This window comes from Pantoea sp. PSNIH1 (genome assembly GCF_007680655.1).
In the GTDB taxonomy this organism is placed as follows: domain Bacteria; phylum Pseudomonadota; class Gammaproteobacteria; order Enterobacterales; family Enterobacteriaceae; genus Pantoea; species Pantoea eucrina.
This window is the reverse complement of record NZ_VEIP01000001.1, coordinates 1,526,945-1,546,434: the sequence shown is the minus strand read 5'-3', so window position 1 is coordinate 1,546,434 and position 19,490 is coordinate 1,526,945. Positions and strand designations below refer to the sequence as shown.

At 57.7% G+C, this 19,490-nt stretch carries 24 protein-coding genes; 15 read left to right on the top strand and 9 right to left on the bottom strand.

Annotated features, from left to right (window positions below):
• Nucleotides 1–58 precede the first annotated feature (58 nt).
• On the bottom strand, nucleotides 59–229 hold the full coding sequence (locus FS690_RS18355) for a hypothetical protein (protein WP_166713742.1): 171 nt from the start codon (nucleotides 227–229) through the stop codon (nucleotides 59–61).
• A gap of 213 nt (nucleotides 230–442) precedes the next feature.
• Here FS690_RS18355 and FS690_RS07275 point away from each other — a divergent pair, with 213 nt between their 5' ends.
• The 5 genes from FS690_RS07275 to FS690_RS07255 all read left to right on the top strand — a co-directional run bounded on the left by FS690_RS07275 (nucleotide 443) and on the right by FS690_RS07255 (nucleotide 4,351).
• Entirely contained in the window at nucleotides 443–625 is a 183-nt protein-coding gene (locus FS690_RS07275) for a hypothetical protein (protein WP_039382925.1), read from the top strand.
• Between the two features lie 246 nt (nucleotides 626–871).
• Nucleotides 872–1,180: a PTS sugar transporter subunit IIB gene (locus FS690_RS07270; RefSeq protein ID WP_104084615.1), complete on the top strand. Its 309-nt coding sequence runs from the start codon at nucleotides 872–874 to the stop codon at nucleotides 1,178–1,180.
• 88 nt (nucleotides 1,181–1,268) lie between these two features.
• Nucleotides 1,269–2,585, top strand: coding sequence for a PTS sugar transporter subunit IIC (locus FS690_RS07265; RefSeq protein ID WP_104084616.1), 1,317 nt, complete (start codon nucleotides 1,269–1,271; stop codon nucleotides 2,583–2,585).
• Nucleotides 2,585–2,902 carry a PTS lactose/cellobiose transporter subunit IIA gene (locus tag FS690_RS07260; protein WP_039382928.1) on the top strand — a complete coding sequence of 106 codons (318 nt, stop codon included), beginning with the start codon at nucleotides 2,585–2,587 and terminating at the stop codon, nucleotides 2,900–2,902. Before FS690_RS07265 ends, FS690_RS07260 begins: the two co-directional genes overlap by 1 nt.
• 9 nt (nucleotides 2,903–2,911) lie before the next feature.
• Nucleotides 2,912–4,351: a glycoside hydrolase family 1 protein gene (locus tag FS690_RS07255; protein ID WP_145339279.1), complete on the top strand. Its 1,440-nt coding sequence runs from the start codon at nucleotides 2,912–2,914 to the stop codon at nucleotides 4,349–4,351.
• On the opposite strand, the gene FS690_RS07250 is transcribed toward FS690_RS07255, so the two are convergent.
• Both FS690_RS07250 and FS690_RS07245 read right to left on the bottom strand, forming a co-directional pair.
• Nucleotides 4,345–5,367 carry a LacI family DNA-binding transcriptional regulator gene (locus FS690_RS07250; RefSeq protein ID WP_039382930.1) on the bottom strand — a complete coding sequence of 341 codons (1,023 nt, stop codon included), beginning with the start codon at nucleotides 5,365–5,367 and terminating at the stop codon, nucleotides 4,345–4,347. The two genes, FS690_RS07255 and FS690_RS07250, sit on opposite strands and share 7 nt — an antisense overlap.
• A 91-nt stretch (nucleotides 5,368–5,458) precedes the next feature.
• Nucleotides 5,459–6,106: a CPBP family intramembrane glutamic endopeptidase gene (locus FS690_RS07245; RefSeq protein WP_039382931.1), complete on the bottom strand. Its 648-nt coding sequence runs from the start codon at nucleotides 6,104–6,106 to the stop codon at nucleotides 5,459–5,461.
• 432 nt (nucleotides 6,107–6,538) lie between these two features.
• Between FS690_RS07245 and FS690_RS07240 the strand changes: the two genes are divergently transcribed.
• Complete coding sequence (locus FS690_RS07240; protein ID WP_104084619.1) at nucleotides 6,539–6,838, top strand: I78 family peptidase inhibitor; 300 nt, start codon at nucleotides 6,539–6,541, stop codon at nucleotides 6,836–6,838.
• Nucleotides 6,839–7,007: 169 nt separating this feature from the next.
• Complete coding sequence (locus FS690_RS07235; protein ID WP_039385730.1) at nucleotides 7,008–7,322, top strand: hypothetical protein; 315 nt, start codon at nucleotides 7,008–7,010, stop codon at nucleotides 7,320–7,322.
• 8 nt (nucleotides 7,323–7,330) lie between these two features.
• Here the strand turns inward: FS690_RS07235 and FS690_RS07230 are convergent, their stop codons facing one another.
• Both FS690_RS07230 and FS690_RS07225 read right to left on the bottom strand, forming a co-directional pair.
• Complete coding sequence (locus FS690_RS07230; protein WP_145339277.1) at nucleotides 7,331–7,582, bottom strand: biofilm development regulator YmgB/AriR family protein; 252 nt, start codon at nucleotides 7,580–7,582, stop codon at nucleotides 7,331–7,333.
• A gap of 152 nt (nucleotides 7,583–7,734) precedes the next feature.
• Nucleotides 7,735–10,827, bottom strand: a complete 3,093-nt coding sequence (locus tag FS690_RS07225; RefSeq protein ID WP_145339275.1) for a beta-galactosidase — start codon at nucleotides 10,825–10,827, stop codon at nucleotides 7,735–7,737.
• A 254-nt stretch (nucleotides 10,828–11,081) separates the two neighbouring features.
• Here FS690_RS07225 and iraP point away from each other — a divergent pair, with 254 nt between their 5' ends.
• From iraP to FS690_RS07210, 3 genes are all read left to right on the top strand, one after another.
• On the top strand, nucleotides 11,082–11,336 hold the full coding sequence (gene iraP / locus FS690_RS07220; protein ID WP_094112120.1) for an anti-adapter protein IraP: 255 nt from the start codon (nucleotides 11,082–11,084) through the stop codon (nucleotides 11,334–11,336).
• Nucleotides 11,337–11,415: 79 nt separating this feature from the next.
• Entirely contained in the window at nucleotides 11,416–11,724 is a 309-nt protein-coding gene (locus tag FS690_RS07215) for a PsiF family protein (protein WP_039382937.1), read from the top strand.
• A 134-nt stretch (nucleotides 11,725–11,858) separates the two neighbouring features.
• Nucleotides 11,859–13,385 carry an FAD-dependent oxidoreductase gene (locus tag FS690_RS07210; protein WP_108569650.1) on the top strand — a complete coding sequence of 509 codons (1,527 nt, stop codon included), beginning with the start codon at nucleotides 11,859–11,861 and terminating at the stop codon, nucleotides 13,383–13,385.
• Between the two features lie 68 nt (nucleotides 13,386–13,453).
• On the opposite strand, the gene proC is transcribed toward FS690_RS07210, so the two are convergent.
• A complete protein-coding gene (proC, locus tag FS690_RS07205; protein ID WP_104084623.1) occupies nucleotides 13,454–14,266 on the bottom strand; it encodes a pyrroline-5-carboxylate reductase in 813 nt (270 codons plus the stop codon).
• 142 nt (nucleotides 14,267–14,408) lie between these two features.
• On the opposite strand from proC, the gene FS690_RS07200 reads away from it, so the two are divergent.
• Nucleotides 14,409–14,852 carry a YaiI/YqxD family protein gene (locus FS690_RS07200; RefSeq protein WP_039382940.1) on the top strand — a complete coding sequence of 148 codons (444 nt, stop codon included), beginning with the start codon at nucleotides 14,409–14,411 and terminating at the stop codon, nucleotides 14,850–14,852.
• Here FS690_RS07200 and FS690_RS07195 read toward each other — a convergent pair whose 3' ends face one another.
• Nucleotides 14,853–15,515 (bottom strand): DUF2076 domain-containing protein, encoded by a 663-nt coding sequence (locus FS690_RS07195; RefSeq protein WP_145339273.1) that lies wholly within the window; start codon nucleotides 15,513–15,515, stop codon nucleotides 14,853–14,855.
• 283 nt (nucleotides 15,516–15,798) lie between these two features.
• On the opposite strand from FS690_RS07195, the gene aroL reads away from it, so the two are divergent.
• From aroL to ppnP, 3 genes are all read left to right on the top strand, one after another.
• On the top strand, nucleotides 15,799–16,323 hold the full coding sequence (aroL, locus tag FS690_RS07190) for a shikimate kinase AroL (protein ID WP_039382942.1): 525 nt from the start codon (nucleotides 15,799–15,801) through the stop codon (nucleotides 16,321–16,323).
• A 111-nt stretch (nucleotides 16,324–16,434) separates the two neighbouring features.
• Nucleotides 16,435–16,626, top strand: a complete 192-nt coding sequence (locus FS690_RS07185) for a YaiA family protein (protein ID WP_039382943.1) — start codon at nucleotides 16,435–16,437, stop codon at nucleotides 16,624–16,626.
• A gap of 143 nt (nucleotides 16,627–16,769) precedes the next feature.
• Entirely contained in the window at nucleotides 16,770–17,054 is a 285-nt protein-coding gene (gene ppnP / locus FS690_RS07180; protein WP_039382944.1) for a pyrimidine/purine nucleoside phosphorylase, read from the top strand.
• A gap of 56 nt (nucleotides 17,055–17,110) precedes the next feature.
• Here the strand turns inward: ppnP and rdgC are convergent, their stop codons facing one another.
• Complete coding sequence (gene rdgC, locus FS690_RS07175; RefSeq protein WP_039382945.1) at nucleotides 17,111–18,022, bottom strand: recombination-associated protein RdgC; 912 nt, start codon at nucleotides 18,020–18,022, stop codon at nucleotides 17,111–17,113.
• A gap of 147 nt (nucleotides 18,023–18,169) precedes the next feature.
• On the opposite strand from rdgC, the gene mak reads away from it, so the two are divergent.
• Nucleotides 18,170–19,093, top strand: a complete 924-nt coding sequence (mak, locus tag FS690_RS07170) for a fructokinase (protein ID WP_145339271.1) — start codon at nucleotides 18,170–18,172, stop codon at nucleotides 19,091–19,093.
• Here the strand turns inward: mak and FS690_RS07165 are convergent.
• On the bottom strand, nucleotides 19,088–19,477 hold the full coding sequence (locus FS690_RS07165) for a cell envelope integrity TolA C-terminal domain-containing protein (RefSeq protein WP_082032647.1): 390 nt from the start codon (nucleotides 19,475–19,477) through the stop codon (nucleotides 19,088–19,090). The two genes, mak and FS690_RS07165, sit on opposite strands and share 6 nt — an antisense overlap.
• Between the last annotated feature and the right edge of the window lie 13 nt (nucleotides 19,478–19,490).

Sequence of the window (19,490 nt, the reverse complement as noted above, 5' to 3'; positions counted from 1 at the left end):
AGCGCTTGCAATGGCGACTGGCTAAAATGTGAGCAAAGCAGTAAATCCTGGCCTCAATTCAGCGATGAACCTCGCCGCACAGCAAGACCACGTTAGGACGGACTTTGTAGATGCGATTGGCCATGGTTTCACAGGCCGTTTTTGTCGGATAAATACGCTCTGATACCGGCAACGCGTCACAGGCATCGTGCCCGCAGGCACTCACTAATAAAACAAAACCAATCAGCATAACCGGGCTCCTTTAACACCTTCGCGCTGGTACGGAATGTGTGGCTGTGTGTTCCCTTTTTTGATCCAGTATAGACAATTGCCTCACAGGTCAATGAACACCCCGAGCGGCTTTTTTATCCGAACGGTCTGCCAGCAGCGCGCTGCGCATCCAAACCCGGCACAATCCAGGCTAAACTGTGCAGCTGACCCCTATTAAACGAGTGAGAAAAGCATGTCTGATATTGCCCATCCTGCCAGCAGTCCAAAACAGGCTGCACTGCAGCTGGTTATCGAGCTGGTCCGTGCCGGAAAATTAAGCCCTCTGCATGGCGATGCGTCAAATATGATCTCCATTTATGAGCAGTTCAAGAGTCACTTTGAAGCGGATAAACATAAAGATTCTGCTATCTCCTGACAGCCTCAGCCGTCCGGCACGTTCTGCTGCAGCTAACCGATGCTGCGGCGACGGCCAGACGGCTGTTTCATGCAATTATGCCCCTGCCCCTGTATAATCACTCTCCTGCACTATTTTTCTGCCAGTTAATTTATCCGGATTGAGTTTTGATATTTCTCACACTTTCTGTATCCAGATCTGAAACCGGTTGCAGAAAATCTTCTGGCTGTGTATTCGTTAATTAAACATCATTCAAAGGAAACGATCATGCCAAAGATTTTACTGTGCTGTGCCGCCGGAATGTCCACCAGCATGGTGGTGCAGAAAATGGAAAAAGCGGCAAAAGAGCAGGGTGTTGATGTTGAGATAAAAGCAGTGGGAATAGAGGAGTTTAATGAAGAAATTCAGGGTTTTGACTGCTGCCTGCTTGGTCCGCAAATTAAATATAAACTGGCTGATTTCGCTCCGATAGCCCAGCAGCTTAATAAGCCTATCGCCGTCATAAATAGCATGGATTACGGCATGATGAACGGCGAAAAAATATTAGCAGATTCATTAAAACTGATTCACCCCTGAAAATAACGCCCGCACTCAAATAATTCTTCCGCCTGCGCAGCTGCTGCGCAGGTTAATTCTCTTGTTGCCTGTTGCAAGGAGCTTGCCCATGAGCAGCATCAGTGAATCTTTATTTGGCGTCATTGAAAACCGCATCAGCCCATTCGCCGGACGCCTCTCCAGCCAGCGTCACGTCATCGCAATTCGCGATGGTTTCATCGCTTCTATGCCGTTTCTGATTGTCGGCTCGTTTATGCTGCTGTTTGCCCATCCGCCATTCTCTGCCGACAGTTCATGGGCCTTCGCACAATGGTGGCTGGGTATGGTGCAGGCGCATGAAGCGCAGATCATGATGCCCTACAACATGACGATGGGTATTATGGCGCTCTACATCGCCAGCGCTATCGCCTATAACCTTGCCACCAGCTACAAAATGAACGGTTTTATGGCGGCCAGCCTGTCGCTGATGGCTTTTCTGGTGGTGGCAGCTCCCCAGAGTGACAAGACACTGCCGGTAGGCTCGCTGGGTGGTGAAGGGATCTTCACGGCGATTCTGGTGGCGCTGTTTGCCACAGAAATGATGCATTTCCTGCAGAAACACCATATCGGCTTTAAGCTGCCCGAGCAGGTTCCGCCAAAAATCCGCCAGTCGTTCGATCTGCTGATCCCGATTGTCGCCATTTTTCTCACGCTATTTCCGCTCAGCCTGTGGGTGCAGGCGCAGTTTGGCATGCTGCTGCCTCAGGCGATTATGGCCATCTTCGCGCCGGTTATCTCCGCATCTGATTCACTGCCCGCGGTACTGGTTGCGGTGCTTTTGTGCCATATGCTGTGGTTTGCCGGCATTCATGGTGCGGTGATCGTCGGGGGCATTCTGCAGGCGTTCTGGCTGACCAATCTCGGGCTGAATCAGCAGGCGCTGAACGCCGGAGAGCCGGTCATGCACGTGTTTATTGAACCCTTCTGGCAGTTTTTTATTGTGATAGGCGGATCGGGTTCCACTATGGGACTGGTGCTGCTTTATCTGCGCAGCCGTTCAGCGCACCTGCGTTCAATTGGCAAACTGAGTATTGTGCCCAGCATGTTTAACATCAACGAGCCGGTGATATTTGGCTCACCGGTGGTGATGAATCCCATCCTGTTTATTCCGTTTCTGCTTGCGCCGCTGGTTAACGCCGTGATCGCCTGGACCGCCACCAAAACTAACCTGATTAATCACGTTGTCTCACTGGCGCCGTGGACCACGCCCGCTCCGATTGGTGCCGCCTGGTCAACCGGCTGGGACTGGCGCGTGATCGTGCTGATCGCCGTGCTGGTGGCGATTGCCACGCTTATTTACTACCCGTTTTTCAAGATGTATGAGCGCCAGCTGCTGCAACAGGAGCAGGAGCAGGCCGCAGCGGCACAACTGGCTAAGGAGTCATGATGGAAATTGATGAAACCACGGTAATGGAGCTGATCATTCAGGCGGGAGAGGCGCGCTCCTGCGCCATGCAGGCGCTGCGTGCGGCGCGTAATCAGGCGTGGAGTGAAGCGGACGCACAGCTCACGGCCGCCACGCAGGCGGCAAAAGCGGCGCATCGTATCCAGACCGAACTGATTGGTGCTGATGAGGGCTGCGGCAAAATTCCGGTCAATTTAATTATGGTACATGCCCAGGATCATCTGATGAACGCCATGCTCTGTCGCGAACTGGCGGAAGAGATCATTCAGCTGCGTCGTGAACTGGCGGCGCAACAGTAAGGAGCAGCTATGCAGCATCATAATCCCGGTGCGTTCCCGGATGGATTTCTCTGGGGCGCATCAACGTCGGCGTATCAGGTTGAGGGCGCATGGAATACGGATGGCAAAGGACCGTCAGTCATCGACCACGCGCGCTTCAGCGATAACGTCACTGACTTTACCGTCTGCAGCGATCACTATCACCGCTTTAAAGAGGATATTGCGCTGCTGGCCGAAATGGGATTGAAAACCTACCGGTTTTCGATTGCCTGGAGCCGCCTTTATCCCGACGGCGACGGCGAGCTTAATCCGGCTGGCGTGGCGTTTTACCAGCAGCTGATTGATGAAATCTGCCGGCACGGCATTGAACCGCTGGTCACGCTCTACCATTTTGATCTGCCGTGGGCGCTGCAGCAGGCGGGCGGCTGGTCAAACCGGCGCACCGTCGCAGCGTTTGAGCGCTTTGCCGTCACCTGTTTTGAACACTATGGCAAGCAGGTAAAATACTGGCTGACCATCAATGAGCAGAACATGATGATCCTCAAGGGCGAGGTCATCGGCACGCTGGCAGAGGGCACAGAAGATGTGCAGCGCACCCTTTATCAGCAGAATCACCATATGATGCTGGCGCAGGCACAGGCGATGATCGCCTGTCATCAGCGTCTGCCGGGTGCAAAAATCGGCCCGGCACCGAATATCTCCTGCGTTTACGCCGCCAGCTCACGGCCGGAAGATGTGCTGGCCGCCGATAATTTTTCAGCCATTCGTAACTGGCTCTATCTCGATCTTGCGGTACACGGACGTTACAACGCGGTGGTGTGGGCCTTTTTACAGCAGCGCGGCTGGCTGCCGGAGATTGCGGCGGATGATATGGCGATCATTGCAGCGGGCAAACCCGATTTTATCGCGTTTAACTACTACGCCTCCGCTACCGTCAGCGCTGACCTGCCGGATGCGGCACGCGGTGAACTCAACAGTAAGCAGAAAGCGGATCAGCAGATGGCGGGCATCGACAGCACGGTGTATGTCGGCTGCAATAATCCGCATCTGTCGCAGAATCAGTTTGGCTGGTATATCGATCCGGTCGGCTTTCGCATCACCGCCCGTGAGATCTACGCGCGCTATGCGCTGCCGCTGATTGTCACGGAAAATGGCCTGGGCGCCTTTGATACGCTGGAAGCGGGCAACAAAGTACATGACGATTATCGTATCGCCTATCTGCGCGATCATCTGCGGCAGCTGCGGCTGGCGATTGCGGATGGCGTGGTGCTGTTTGGCTACTGTCCCTGGTCAGCGATCGATCTGGTCAGTACCCATCAGGGGATCGGTAAACGCTACGGCTTTATCTATGTAAACCGCGATGAACATGACCTGAAAGATCTGGCGCGCTATCGTAAAAAGAGCTTTTTCTGGTATCAGCAGCTTATTGCCAGCAACGGCGCTACGCTCGACGACGCGGTCAGCTACTGATCGCGCCGCGCGGGTCCGTCAGCAACCGACGCGCGTTCAATCAGCCGCCCGCTAAAGGGCGGTAACACGCTAACCGGCTTGCCTTCCAGCATGGCGACCAGCTGCGCCAGCGTGTGCTGGATCATTTCAGCAACCGGCACATGTACCGTGGTCAGCGGCGGCAGAAAAAAGGCGGCCATATTAATGTCATCGAAACCCACCAGAGAGACATCCTGCGGCAGCCGTTTTCCAGCCTCGTGCAGCGCCAGTGCCGCGCCCATCGCCATATCGTCATTACTCGCCATCAACGCGCTGAACGCGATCTGCGACGCCAGAAGCTGCTGTGTGGCCAGCTGACCGCTGAGCGAGGTCCATGCGCCCTGGATGACCCGGCCAGGCTCAAAGGGCAGCTGATGGGCAGCCAGCGCCTGCTGATAGCCCGCCAGCCGTGCGGCAGCGGTGGGCGAGCCCGGCAGGCCAGTAATAAAGGCAATATCCTGATGCCCGCGCTGGATCAGATACCGTACGGCATCAAAGGTATTCTGCTGATGTGTGGCCCAGACGCAGTGTTCTGCATGCTGCGTCAGCTGCCGGTTTACCACCATAATCGGAATGGCGTGCTGCTCAATCAGCGCTTCCAGCGCGGCCGTATCCAGAAAGCGCGGATAGATAATGATCGCGTCACAGCGCAGATCGAGCAGAAATTCAATGGCCGCCCGTTCATCGTCGGCGCTGGTTTTACCGTCCGCCAGAATCAGCTGGCGCCCGTAGTTATTGGTCAGGGTGGCGGTCTGATAAAGCAGCTCGCTGAAATAGGGGCCATTGAACAGGGAGTGGGTGACAATCAGACCAATATTCTGTGACTTCTGCGTTGCCAGACTGCGTGCCAGCAGGTTAGGACGATAGCCGGTCTCTTCGATCGCCTGAAATACTTTCTGCTGTGTCGCTTTACTGACGTAGCGCGTACCCGCCAGTACGCGCGATACGGTGGCTTTAGAGACGCCAGCCTTCCGGGCCACATCCAGCATTGTAATCATTTTTCCGTCCCATCATCCCTTCACGTGTAAGTGTGATAGTAACTGAAAATGCGCGGCGGCAGAGGAGTGCCCAGGTAAACAGTGAAGCCGATCAGGCAAAGAACCAGGCGGGCAGGATCGCAATCAGATTATTCAGCGTATGCAGGAAAATGGGCAGGGCGAGGTTATTACTGCGCAGGCGCGCATAGCAGAGCAGCAGCGAAAAGAGCGTCAGCGCTACCAGCGTTTCCCAGTGCACATATTGCGTATGTAGCGCCGCAAACAGCAGCGACGTCAGCAGCATGCAGGCGAAGCGGCTGCGGGGCGCCCAGAGCAGAAACGCCTGCAGCAGGAAGCCGCGAAACAGCACTTCTTCAAATACCGGCGCCAGCAGTACTGCCGTCAGCAGCAAAATCAGCATTGAGTTGCGCCCCTGCTGGCTCTGCTCAATCAGCCAGCCCTCCGGCTGTAAAAACTGCGTCTGAGCCACCATCAGCAGAAACAGGGCACCAATAAACAGCAGCGTCTGCAGAGGCCGCAGGGCACCCAGCGGAATATCGCTGCGCCGCTGACAATAAAAGCGGTAGAGCGGATAGATCACGGCGAACTCAAACAGGCAGAGTACCGGCACCAGCAGGCCATCATTCCGCAACGCACTATAGTTGGGAAAGAGCGTGATCAGCATCGTTACGAGGTAATAGACAACAAAGCAGCCCGCATAAAACAGGGTTAAGGTGACTTTGTCGGATTGAGTATCCATAGGCGACTCAGCGGGCAGGGGGAATGGCATAGTAGCAATGGCGCTGAGTGCTGTCGAGGTGCGCGATCTCAGATTTCAGTACCACCTGAGCTTTACAATAAAAACCAGGCACGGCGGGCAGATACCCGACGGGCGTGCCTGGCGGTCACCGGCCAGCGCGTTAACGAACGCGAACAGCCACGAACGTCATCAGAATAGCGCAGCCGATAAAAATCATGAGTTCCATAGTAAGCCTCCTCAGATGATTCTTAGAAATGATAGTTTTTTTCTGGGCAAAAGTGAGTCATTTAGTGCGATTAATCCTAAACTGGTCGCAGAAAATAGCCGTTTCCGGCGTGTAAACGGGCATTTTTTCAGCCGTTAGCGTTCGTTTAGGCGCCGCGCTTTGCTACTCTCAGAGGCGACATTGTTATCTGTTCGAAGGAGAGAGTTGTGACGCATTGTGGAAAAGTCCTGTTGCTAACCGCTGCCATGGCCTTGAGCGCCTGTCAGTCTGCCGGAAAAAACAGTACCCAGGCTGAGGCCAGCGTGGATCCGGAAACCGATCAGTGCCGCGCATCGCAGTATCAGCATTTTGTCGGCCAGCCGCTGACTGCAATCGGCAGCCAGAAATTTGCGGGTCCGGTACGCGCGATCCCCTGGAACGGTGCCGTCACCATGGACTTTAATCTGCACCGGCTCAATTTCATGGGCGATAAAGAGGGCAATATCACCCGCGTCTACTGCGGCTGACATCAGACGGACACGCGACTGTCATCGGGTTGTCATGCCCGGCGGCGAGGATACTCTGACAAACAGAGATCGCCTCGTCATCTCAGACATGCACTGTTCGTCTTGTTTCTTCCCGCTGCGGCGGGAATTTTTTTAACCGGCGAACGCGCTACTGCAACAAGAGGTAATGATGAAAAGATTTTCAGGCTTTCTGCTGTTAACGCTGCTGGCCCCGCTGGCGCATGCATCCGGCGAAGCTGCCTGGCAGGAAAATGAGCAGCAGAGCCGTCAGGCGTGCCTGCTGGCCAGTACGCTGGCGCAGGCGAAAATTGTGGGTAAGCCGGTGCAGTTTGACGACCGCACCGGTTATGACGCGCTGCTGCTGCAGGGACGCTATCCGCAAAAGCACATGAAAAACCGCACCGGACGTGAACTCTGCCTCTACCATCGTCAGAGCGGTAAAGCCGTCGTCAGCGAAGCCGATCAGCTGCGGGTCGCAAAATAAATCATCCCTCAGGCTCCCGGCTCGCTGCCCAGTAATTGTGCCAGCAGCGTCCGGTAGCTCTGCAGACGCTGCTCATCGCCCTCAAACTCCAGCTTTTCAATGACCCGCGCAATAACCGCTTTACTGGTCGCAGGCTGCCCCTCGGCCATCAGTTCCCGCATAATAGCCGCCAGCAGATCGCTCTCATGCGGCATGTGCCAGGCAGGCGTGTTGAAGTAGTCGGTAATCGCCCGACTGGCGCTGTCAGGATAGGTTCTCATGGCTGACCTCCGCAGAGACAACACGGCGTGCCGCCAGCAGGCGGCAGCAACAGAACCTGAACGGCGTGCCCGCAAACGTGGCCGCGCGTCTGGTTATTTTTTAAACATAGTTGCGCGCCTTAAGCTTGTCAGCAACGTTTCGTCATATTTTTTCACATTTGCCGATCGTCCTGATGCAGCGTCAGCGTCATCTGCCAGCGCTGCTGCGTCAGCAGGAATTCCGGACTGACGCTTGGGCTCCAGGAGTCATCGCCGCCAACTCCCATATGAAAACCATCAAGATGCAGCCAGCAGCCTGTTTCCGGTTGCAGCAGATGACGATGTGACGTATCGCGCAGCTGCTCAAGACTGTAGCGACTGAGTGAAAAGGCGAAATCACCGCTGATTTGCCAGCTGCCGCTGTCGAGCTGCCGGGTACCGCAGCGCAAACCATTCTCACCGGGGAAAACATAGTCGGTGGTAAGATCGGCAAGCGGCAGCTGCCAGCGGGAGAACTGCGCTGCCAGCTGGCGATCCGGATAGTTTTCGTGAGGACCCAGACCCAGCCAGCTGACCTGCTCCGGCGAGCGCGCCAGCTGGCAGCGCCAGCCGATACGCGCCGGCGGCGGTAATCCGGCGGCCTGCTCCACCGTCAGGGAAAGCGTAACCTCACCGCGGGCGCTGATAAAGTAGCGCTGGTGCGTGGTAAAGCAGACCTGCTCCTGCACGCGCCACTGATGCCAGCTTTCAATCTGTACCCCGTGCGCCAGGCTGTCGGCCTGCATCGCCAGCAGCACCGGTTCAAGCTCTTCGTAGCCGGCGCGCCGCCAGCGCTCGACCCAGGCGTTGGGATCCACGCTGGCTGCTTCACTGGTGCCGATATCGTTGTCAATCGGCGCGCGGACAAAGCAGGGCTGCAGCGGCGTCAGCAGGGTCTGCTGCTCACCCACCAGCCACGCGGTCAGCTCACCGCTGAGGCGCGAGAAGCGCCAGCGCTGCTGCGCGATCGCCACTTCAATCTCCTCCGGCTGCATAAGCAGCTGCGGCGCACTGTCGCCAATCGCCGGCAGGCGCAGCGGCAGCGCGGCAGGCAGCTGCCACTGATCCCACGCCACGCGGGCGTCAGCGTCGGACCAGGCGGTAGCGTCCGGCTGATGCACTGCAACATTCAGCCACGCGGCACCCTGCAGGCCTGACGGCAGCGCAATCTCAATCTGCTGACTGCCCTGCGGCGCAATATCGAGCGGCACCGTGCCGGTCGCAACCGGCACGCCGTCCTGCTCAATGCACCAGCGCAGCTGCTCGTTATCGCTGTGCCGGAACAGATATTCACTGGTAACGGTGATGCGGCCCGGCTGCGTGGCGTCGTGGTCAAAGCGGAAAAACTGCTGCGCGCGCTGCGCCTCAAACAGGGCGGGGTGCGGCGATCGATCAGCATAGACCAGGCCATTCATGCAGAACTGACGATCGTTAGGGGTGTCGCCAAAATCGCCGCCGTACGCCTGCCAGGCATTACCGCTGCTGTCGTAGCGCGTCAGGCTCTGATCGGCCCAGTCCCAGACAAAGCCGCCCTGCAGACGCGGAAACTCACGGAACGCCTGCCAGTATCTGGCAAAGCCGCCAAAGCTGTTCCCCATTGCGTGCGCATATTCACACAGGATCAGCGGGCGCTGTTCACCCGGCAGGCCAATCCACTTTTTCAGCGACCACTTGGGCACGGCCGGGAAGGGCTGATCCTGATCGACCCGCGCATACATCGGGCAGATAATATCGGTTGCATTGCTGTCTGCGCCGCCTCCCTCATACTGCACCGGACGCGTTGTGTCGCTGCTTTTAACCCAGCGGTAGAGGGCGTCATGCGTGCTGCCATGTCCGGATTCATTGCCCAGCGACCAGATAATAATGCAGGCGTGGTTGCGGTCGCGCTGTACCATACGCGTAACCCGCTCGCTGAAGGCGGCAAACCAGCGCGGATCGTCAGAGAGCCGGTTCATCGGCTGCATACCGTGCGTTTCAATATTTGCCTCATCCACCACATAGAGACCGTAGCGATCGCACAGGCGATACCAGAGCGGATGGTTAGGATAGTGGGCGCAGCGCACCGCATTGAAGTTATGCCGCTTCATCAGCACGATATCGCGGCGCATGCTGGCCTCATCCACTACCTGACCGCGTTCCGGATGGTGTTCATGGCGGTTAACGCCGCGGATCAGCAGCGGCTGGCCATTCAGGCAGAGCTGGCCCTGCTCAATGCTGACGCGCCGGAACCCGACATCATACGCTTCCGCTTCCAGTACCTGCTGCTGCGCATCCAGCAGTGTGACCACCGCGCGGTAAAGGTGGGGCGTCTCCGCGCTCCAGAGCCGTGGCTGACTCACCGGCAGCCGCAGCGTGGCCCGCTCCGGATAGCGTCCGCGCTCATCAATAATGGCGCTGCCGGGCGCCTGCTCCTGCGTGCCGATGCAGGTATCGCCCAGCCACAAAGAGACGCGAATATGGCAGCCTGCCAGCGCGGTCTGGCTGGCATCAAGCTTGACGCTGACGCGCAAGTCACCCTGCGAATACTCCGGGCTGAGCACGGTTTCAAGCTGGATATCCGCGAAGCGGACGTCCGGTTTATGCAGCAGCGTCACATCGCGGAAAATGCCGCTCATGCGCCACATATCCTGATCTTCCAGATAGCTGCCGTCACACCAGCGCAGCACCATCACGGCCAGGCGATTTTCGCCTGCCTGCAGCGCGGCGCTAAGGTCAAACTCCGCCGGCAAACGGCTGTCCTGAGAGTAGCCAAGCCAGTGTCCGTTACACCACACAAAGCAGGCCGAATTAACACCGTCAAAAATAATGCGCGTCTGGCCCCGCTGCAGCCACTGCTCATCAACAGTAAATGTGAGCGAATAGCATCCGGTAGGGTTGGCCTGCGGCACAAACGGCGGATTAACCGGAATAGGGTACTGCACATTGGTATAAACTGGCGCATCATAACCGTACAGCTGCCAGTTAGCCGGTACCGGAAGCGCCGTAGCATCCGGCAGATCCTGCTGCAGCCAGCTCTCCGGCACCGCTTCAGGCTGGGTAAAATAGCTGAACTGCCACTCACCGTTCAGCGACTGCAGGGAAGGCGACGGGCGATCCTCGCGGGCGGCCTGTTCATCGCGCCAGCTGGCAAAGGGCGGATGGGTATCGAGACGGTGCAGGCTGGTGATAACCGGATTTTCCCAGTCGCGACGCGCCAGAATAGCCGCTAAGGAGAGCGCAGAAGTCATGATGATATCTCTGAAATTGTAATGCGCTCACATTGATGGAAATAGCATCAGCTGTAAAGCGGTCTTTGCTGAAACCGTGACAAAAAAGCAGGATCTGCAGCAGGCTGCCTGCTGCAGCAAAACGTTTCGCCATTAGATGTTGAATTGTTACGCTTTTTTAAGGCTTATTTATTCACAAAAGTGAGGAAAAGCGCTTGTTGTTTTCTTCTGCTCAGTGCTAACGTCAGCACTCCTTTCCTTATCGAGTTCATTGCATGAAAAATCTGATTGCAGAACTCCTGCTCAGGCTGGCGGAGAAAGAAGAGGCGTCCAAAGATCTGGTGGTACAGATCGAGGCGCTGGAGATAGTACTGACTGCCATGCTGCGCCAGCTGGATGCGGAACAGCACCATCAAATCGCCAGCGCGATTAAAAACGCGATGCCGCCCGCCGCGCCGGTTGCTGAGAGCGCTGATGCGGTGCTGCTGCGAAATTACATCGAAAAATTACTCAAATACCCTCGCCAGTAAGCGCGCGTAAGCGATTTGCCGCTGTGTTACTGATTTTCGTGCCAGACTGATAAAGCCCCCCTACACGGAGATCCCGGCAATGAAAAATTCGTTACTGATTCTGACTGGCGCTGCGCTGCTGTTTACCGTCGGCAGCGCCGGCGCTGCAGAAAAAACGCCGCAGCAGGAGAAGATGGCGCGCTGTAATCAGCTCGCCGCCACGCAAAATCTGAAAGGCGATGAGCGCAAAACGTTTATGAGCGACTGCCTGAAAAAAGAGAGCAAGCTCGGCAATATGACGCCGCAGCAGCTGAAAATGAAAAGCTGCAACAGTGCAGCCGGGGAAAAAGATCTCTCGGGCGATGCGCGCAAAACCTTTATGAGCACCTGCCTGAAAAAAAGCGCCTGATGATAAAAGCGGCATCTGATTAATGACTTAGCTGCCGCTTGCTTTATTTTTCCTGCCAGTTTCCCACGCTTTGCCACACTTACTCTTTGCAGGGGTTTGTCATCCCGCATCCGAAAATAATAAAGGAGCAAGGTGTGAGCTATCAATCTATCACAGAGCTTAACGCGCTGGCGCAGCAGCAGCCCGCGCCGTTCAGCGTGGGCGAGACCGACATTATTTTGATTCGCGATGGCGATCAGGTGCAGGCGTTTCAGGCCAAATGCCCGCACGCCGGCGCGCCGCTGGCGGAAGGGGCCGTCTGTGACGGCAAACTGATCTGCCCGTGGCACAAAGCGGTATTTCAGCTGCAGGATGGAAAAATGTGTGAACCGCTGGCGCTGGCCAACCTGACGCGTTATCCGGTGCGGATCGAGCAGGGCAAGGTGCTGGTCAGTGAACAGCCGCTTTCTGAGGCATCCGCACCCGCTGCGGCAGATAGCGCGCCAGTCTATGTCATTCTCGGCAGCGGAGCGGCGGGCGCCGCGGCAATCTGGACGCTGCGCGATGAGGGATTCAGCGGACAGATTATTCGTATCGAGCGGGAGGCCGCGGCCCCGTATGACCGTACCGCGCTCAGCAAGTTTGTGCCGTCGGGCAAAATGGCTATTGAGGATGTCCCTGCGCTGCTGGAGCAGGATGTGCTGGGGCCGGTCGAACTGCTGCAGGATGAGGTGGTGCAGCTGCAGGCGCGTGCAAAGACGCTAACGCTGAAAAGCGGAGAGCAGGTGAGGTTTGACCGGCTGCTGGTGGCGACCGGCGGCGTACCGCAGGCGCCGGATATTCCCGGCCGGGATCTGGCCGGCGTTCACCTGCTGCGTTCGCGCGATCAGGCTGAGGCGCTGCTGAACGATGTCGATGAAACGCAGGAGCTGGTGATTGTCGGCAACAGTTTTATCGGTATGGAAGTTGCCGGAGCGCTGCGCAGTCGTGACGTCAAGGTCACCGTGGTTGCCCGCCAGCGTCTGCCGTTTGTAAAACAGTTTGGCAAAGAGATAGCGGAGCATTTTTATGCGCTGCACCGCAGCAACGGCGTTATCTTTGAGCAGGGTGAGCCGGAGGCGCTGGAGGGAGAGCGTGAAGTCACTGCGGTACGCCTGAAAGGAGGCAAAACGCTGCCCGCGCGGCGGGTGCTGCTCGGCACCGGCGTCAGACCCGCAACCGGGTTTGTGCATGACTTAACGCTGCAGGAGGATAGCAGCCTCCTGACCGATCGCCAGCTGCGGGTTACGGATAGCGTCTGGGTCGCCGGCGATATCGCCACCTATCCCACCGCCGATGGCGAACAGCGCATCGAGCACTATCGCGTGGCTCACCAGCAGGGGCGGATTGCCGCGCTGAATATGCTGGATAAGCAGATTGAGTACGACCGCGTACCTTTTTTCTGGACGGCGCACTACGGCACCCGTTACGAATATCTCGGGCATGCCGAAGAGTGGGATGAATATCGTCTGCTGGGTTCGCTGGATGACCAGACGTTTATTGCGTTCTACTGCCAGCAGGGGAGAATTGCAGCGGTCTGCTCGGCCGGATTGTACACGCTTACCGCCGCGCTAATCGAACAGATGCAGCAGCCGCTGACGCTGGCGCAGGGCGTGGCGCTCTATGAGCAGTACACCGCGTAACTGCCCGGCTTAATTCCGGTCCTCAGTTCAGGAAAGAGGACCGGATCGCCGACAGAAGAGGGCTGCGATTACGCTTTGCTCAGCGCCTCTGACTTCGCCATGCAGCGCTGCATGGCGTTCATCACCGCCGCGCGAAAACCATTCTCTTCCAGCGCTTTTACCGCCTCAATCGTGGTGCCGCCGGGCGAGCAGACCTGATCTTTTAGCTCAGCAGGATGTGTGCCCGTCTCGATCACCATCTGCGCAGCACCTTTCACCGCCTGCGCGGCAAACTGATACGCCTGCGCGCGCGGCATGCCGCCCAGCACGGCCGCGTCGGCCATCGCTTCAATAAACATAAATACATATGCCGGAGCAGAGCCGCTGACGCCCACAACCGCGTGGATCAGATACTCTTTGACCACGGCGGCTTTCCCGAAACTTTCAAAAATAGCGACGATATCGTCCACTTCCTGCGGCTCCACCAGCACGTTAGGTGTCACCGAGGTCATGCCCTCATTGACCAGCGCCGGCGTATTGGGCATCACCCGCACAATTTTGCGATCGTGACCCAGCACGCCGGCCAGCGAATCCAGCGTCACGCCTGCGGCAATCGAGACCACCAGCGCATCCTTCTTCATCACGCCCGCCAGATCGCTGAGCACTTTCAGAATCACATCAGGTTTGACCGCGCCAAACAGGATATCCGCCTCGCGCGCCAGTGCTTCTGCGCTCTCCGCCGCGCTGATCCCGTACTGCTGCGCCATCTGCTGGTTGGTTTCCGCTTTGCGGTCCCATACCAGAATATTGGCCGGGGCGATAAGCCCACTGTTGACCAGGCCGCTGATAATCGCCCGGGCCATATTGCCGCAGCCGATAAAGCCGATTTTTTTCTCCAGCATCGCTCTCTCCTTAATCGTATTGATTTCGCTGCGGGTTAGCTTACGTCAGCGCTCGTGAATAACAAGTGCCGGCAAAATATCGATTGCCTTTCCTGACCAGCGCGGCAAGATCGCGCCTGTGATTCATTACAGGGAAACCATTATGTCAATCTGGGTCGATGCTGACGCCTGTCCGGTGGTCATTAAAGAGGTACTTTACCGCGCTGCCGAACGGACAAAAGTGACGGTGACCTTTGTCGCTAACCAGCCGCTGCGCGTGCCGCCTTCACCCTTTCTGAAGACGCTGCAGGTCGCGGCCGGTTTTGACGTGGCGGACAATGAAATTGTGAAGCGCGTGCAGCCCGGCGAGCTGGTGATCACCGGCGACATTCCGCTGGCGGCAGAAGTGCTGGAAAAAGGGGCTGCCGCGCTGAATCCGCGCGGCGAGCGTTACTCGCCTGATACCATCCGGCAGCGCCTGACCATGCGCGATTTTATGGAAACGATGCGCGCCAGCGGCATTCAGAGCGGCGGTCCGGCGGCGCTGAGCCCGCGTGACCGCCAGCTGTTTGCCAACGAACTCGACAAGTGGCTGCGTCAGCGCTGATCAGACAAAGCTGTCATCATCATCAAAGCCGCCGTTGTCAAAATCATTCAGATCGCTGTTGTCGGCAAAGCTGTTGTCATTCCAGCTGCTGTTGTCACTGAGAAACGCATTGCTGCTGTCGTTGCCGTTGAACGTATCCAGGTTCTCATCCACCTGCGGCAGCGCCGGTTCGTTGATAATATTCACGATCTCCTCCGGCTGCGAGTGATGAAACAGGCTGGTGAGCATATCCGCCATCACCACGCCACCTGCCACGCCCACGGCCGTCTGCAGCGCGCCGCCGAGAAAGCCCGTGCCGCGGGCCGGTGCGGCTGGCTGCTGCGCATACTGCGGGGGCGGGCTGTTCCAGCCAGGCTGCTGCTGCTGCGGTTGCTGCTGACGCGAACCGCCGCCAAATAAACCGGAAAGAAAGCCGCCGCTCTGCTGCGGAGCCTGCTGCTGTGCCTGGTTATTTTCCAGCTCGGTGATGCGGGCATTCAGCTTTTTCAGCGCAGCTTCCTGAATCAGAATCGCCTGAGCCATGTAGTAGGGCGCGTCGGGCTGGTTCTGCAGATGCTGACGGATAAGCTGTTCCGCGCCCGCATCGCGCGGGCTACTCTGCTCACCGGCCTGTTTTAACCGGCTAAAGAGATTTTCAATGAGTTGCTGTTCCTGATTTTGCATGGTGAACCTCCGTTGGCGTTAAGGCTATCTATATGCGGGCAGGGGGCGCGAAAGTAAATCACTGACGTGGTAAGCAAATGTTGCCCGCTTACACCGCCCGGGTAATGCACAAAATGCGCATGGTTTTTCGCTGTAAATTCAGTGAGCTAATTATAGCAGCCGCCAGAGTGCGCGTATTTTGTGCTTTGAAACTGGCTGCTGAAATAAAATCCGGATATTATGCGACGCATTATTGACCTGATCGCCTGCCGGCGCGGCAGAGCACGGCGGAGAATAAGCCCGGATGTCATTACCCATCTATCTTATCGGCGCACGCGGATGCGGCAAAACCACTATCGGCCAGGTGCTGGCGCGCATGCTGAATTACACCTTCTGCGATACCGACCACTACCTGCAGCAGGCCGCGCAGCGCAGCGTGGCTGAAATTGTTGCCAGCGAAGGCTGGGAGAGCTTCCGCGCGCGCGAAACCGAGGCGCTGCGCGCCGTCACCACGCCAGCAGCGGTGATAGCCACCGGCGGCGGGATGGTGCTGGCTGAAGTGAACCGCCGCTTTATGCGCGAGCGGGGGCATGTGATCTGGCTCAGCGCACCGGCGGAAGCGCTGGCGAACCGGCTGCAGCAGCAGCCTGAAACCGCGCAGCGGCCCACGCTTACCGGCCAGCCAATTGCCGAGGAGATGGATGAGATCCTGCGCCTGCGCGCGCCGCTCTATCAGCAGGCGGCCCACTATCAGGTTGATGCCATGCAGCCGCCAGAGCAGGTTGCAGAACAGATCATCCGTTCGCTCGCGCTGGCCCGCGCCAGCTGATTTTTATCAGAAAACTCCCGCTTTACTGGCATCAATGCATGCTGGTCTATACTCAGTAACAGGCAGCGGATCGCCACTGCCGTGTGGAACACTGATAAGAGAGGGAAAACGATGCCATCCAGACCACCCTATCCGCGTGAAGCCCGTGTTGTGGCCGTCGAAAAAGGGCCCGAAGGTAAAAAAGTTACCTGGTATGAACTGCGTGCCGATCATCCTAAAGAGAACTCCCTGATCAGCGAGCATGAATCTGAGCAGGAAGCGCAGGATGCGAAAGATCGCTACGAAGATGTGGAAAAAGAATAAGCCGCACTGGCAGGGACGCCAGTGAATTCTCCGCACTCTCCTGAATTTTCCTGCCGCTGCGCCAGCAGCGATTTATTTGCGTGACACCCTGAGGGCTTCCCTTGTAATCTGCTGATAACCTTCATGTGCTGCGAGGAAAAAGCATGCTCAATGTCAGTGATTATTTCGACGGAAAAGTGAAATCGATCGGGTTCGACAGCGTGACCATCGGCCGCGCCAGCGTAGGCGTTATGGCTGAAGGCGAGTACACCTTTGGCACCGGCCAGCCGGAAGAGATGACGGTGGTGAGCGGCGCACTGAAAGTGCTGCTGCCAGGTGAGGCGGAGTGGAAGTGGTATGAGGCGGGCAGCACATTTAATGTCCCTGGCCACAGTGAGTTTCATCTGCAGGTAGCTGAGCCTACCTCCTATCTCTGCCGCTACCTGTAAACGGCGCAAGAGAGACAGAGCTGCAACCTTCAGGCTGCAGCTTTTTTTATGCCTGATTAGCGTGGTGCTTCGCCGCCGAGTGCGTCGGTCAGGCTGGCGATCAGCGCAGCGAGTTCGCCGGTCATCAGCGTAAAGTCAGCGTCAAAGCGCAGAGCGAAATCCTCGCGATCAATATCATCATTCTGTTCACGCAGCGTATCGCTGAATTTCAGGCGCTTTACTGAACCATCATCAGCAATCACAAACTGAATTCGCTCCTGCCAGTCGAGCGCCAGTCTGGTCACCACTTTGCCCGCTTCAATGTGGTTGGCGATCTCATCGGAGATCAGATCCTGCTTCTTGCAGCGGATCACGCCGCCATCTTCCAGCAGCGCTTTCAGCTCCGCCTCATCCATCAGGGCGTAGCCTGCGGGCAGGTCGCCGCCGCGCACCCACTCCGTCAGCGTCAGCTCAATCGGCTTCTCCATGGTCAGCGGCACGACCGGCAGCGAGCCGAGACTTTTGCGCAGCAGCGCCAGCGTATCTTCCGCTTTTTTGGCGCTGGCGCAGTCAACAGCGATCAGGTTATTGACCGTATCGATCCACAGAAAGGTCTGACTGAAACGGCTGAAAGCGCGTGGCAGCAGGCTGTGCAGCACTTCATCTTTCAGCGAATCTTTTTCGGTTTTCTTCAGCTTGCGGCTCTGTTCCGCCTCCAGCTTCTCAATTTTGGCATCCAGCGCCTGCTTCACGACCGGTGAAGGCAGAATTTTCTGCTCGGTACGGGCGCAGATCACTATCTGTCCGTTGACCTCATGGGCCAGCGCTTCCCCGCGGTTACCCATCGGCGATACCCAGCCGGTCTGGGCCATATCCTGACTTCCGCACGGTGAGAACGTAAATGCATCAAGCTGTTTTTCCAGATCGTCTGCGGACAGCGGAAGGTCACGATTCAGACGATAAACCATCATATTTTTAAACCACAACATCGGGATTCCTTACCGTGGGTGCGATCGGGCGCACAAGTCTCAAACAGGGAGCGCGCATGATAGCGAAACCTGCGCCGGGTTTCATTGCCTTTCCCGAATCGCCCCTCTACTGTATCTCCACCCCATGTGAATAATGAGGAATAACCCGTGCGTATCGGTATCGATTTAGGCGGCACCAAGACAGAGGTTATTGCTTTATCGGATGACGGCACGCAGCTGTTCCGTCATCGCGTGAATACCCCGCGCAACGACTACGCTGCTACGGTCGGCGTGATGGCGGATCTGGTTCGTCTGGCCGAAGCGCAGACCGGAGAGCGGGGCAGCGTCGGGGTCGGTATTCCCGGCTCGATTTCGCCCTATGCGCAGCGGGTTAAAAATGCCAACTCCACCTGGCTGAACGGACAGCCGCTGGATAAAGATCTGGCGCAGGCGCTGAGCCGGGAGGTGCGTATTGCCAATGATGCAAACTGTCTGGCGGTCTCTGAAGCCACCGACGGCGCCGGCGCCGGTCAGCCGCTGGTGTTTGCGGTGATCATCGGCACCGGATCCGGCGCGGGGATCGCCATGAACGGCGTGTCGCGTATCGGGGTCAATGGCAACGCCGGCGAGTGGGGGCACAATCCGCTGCCGTGGATGGATGCCGACGAGCAGCGCTTTCAGCAGGAGGTACCGTGCTACTGCGGCTTACGGGGATGTATTGAAACCTTTGTCTCCGGAACCGGTTTTGCCACCGATTACCAGCGGTTAAGCGGGCAGGCGCTCAGCGGTGCGGAGATTATGCAGCTGATTGCGCAGCAGGATCCGCTGGCAGAGCAGGCGATGAGCCGCTACGAACAGCGGCTGGCGAAATCGCTGGCGCAGGTGGTAAATCTGCTCGATCCCGACGTGATTGTGCTGGGCGGCGGAATGAGCAATGTGGATCGTCTTTACCAGACGCTGCCCGGCCTGATGCAACCCTGGGTGTTTGGCCGCGAGTGTGAAACGCCGGTGCGTAAAGCGCTGCACGGTGATTCCAGCGGCGTTCGCGGCGCAGCGTGGCTCTGGCCGCTGGAGGGACAGGCGACGTTATGACTTACGCGGTGCAAAGCCAAACCACGCTGGCTGGGTGCGATCGGGCGGCGGCGGTAGCGCGGCGGACTGGCCAACCAGCTGCCAGGCGCGCAGGCACAGCGCCTCATCTCCCTGCGTCTGGGTAACGGCAAAGCGCCCGCTGGCCTGCCACTCCAGCCGCAGCCAGCACTGCTGTCCGGCGTAGTGCGCCGCATCGCGAAACTGCTGGTTAAGCTGATGCTGAACGCTGCGCGTCCAGTGGCAGGAGGCGCTTTCCGGTGCCACGTCCGGCTCGCACAGGTTGCTTAATGCGGCTGGCGGCGTGGCAGGCGGACGGGCGCAGCCAGTCAGCGTCAGCGCTGCCAGCAGCAGACCGGCTGCGGCGGCGATCAAATTTATTCTCATAACAGAACCTGAA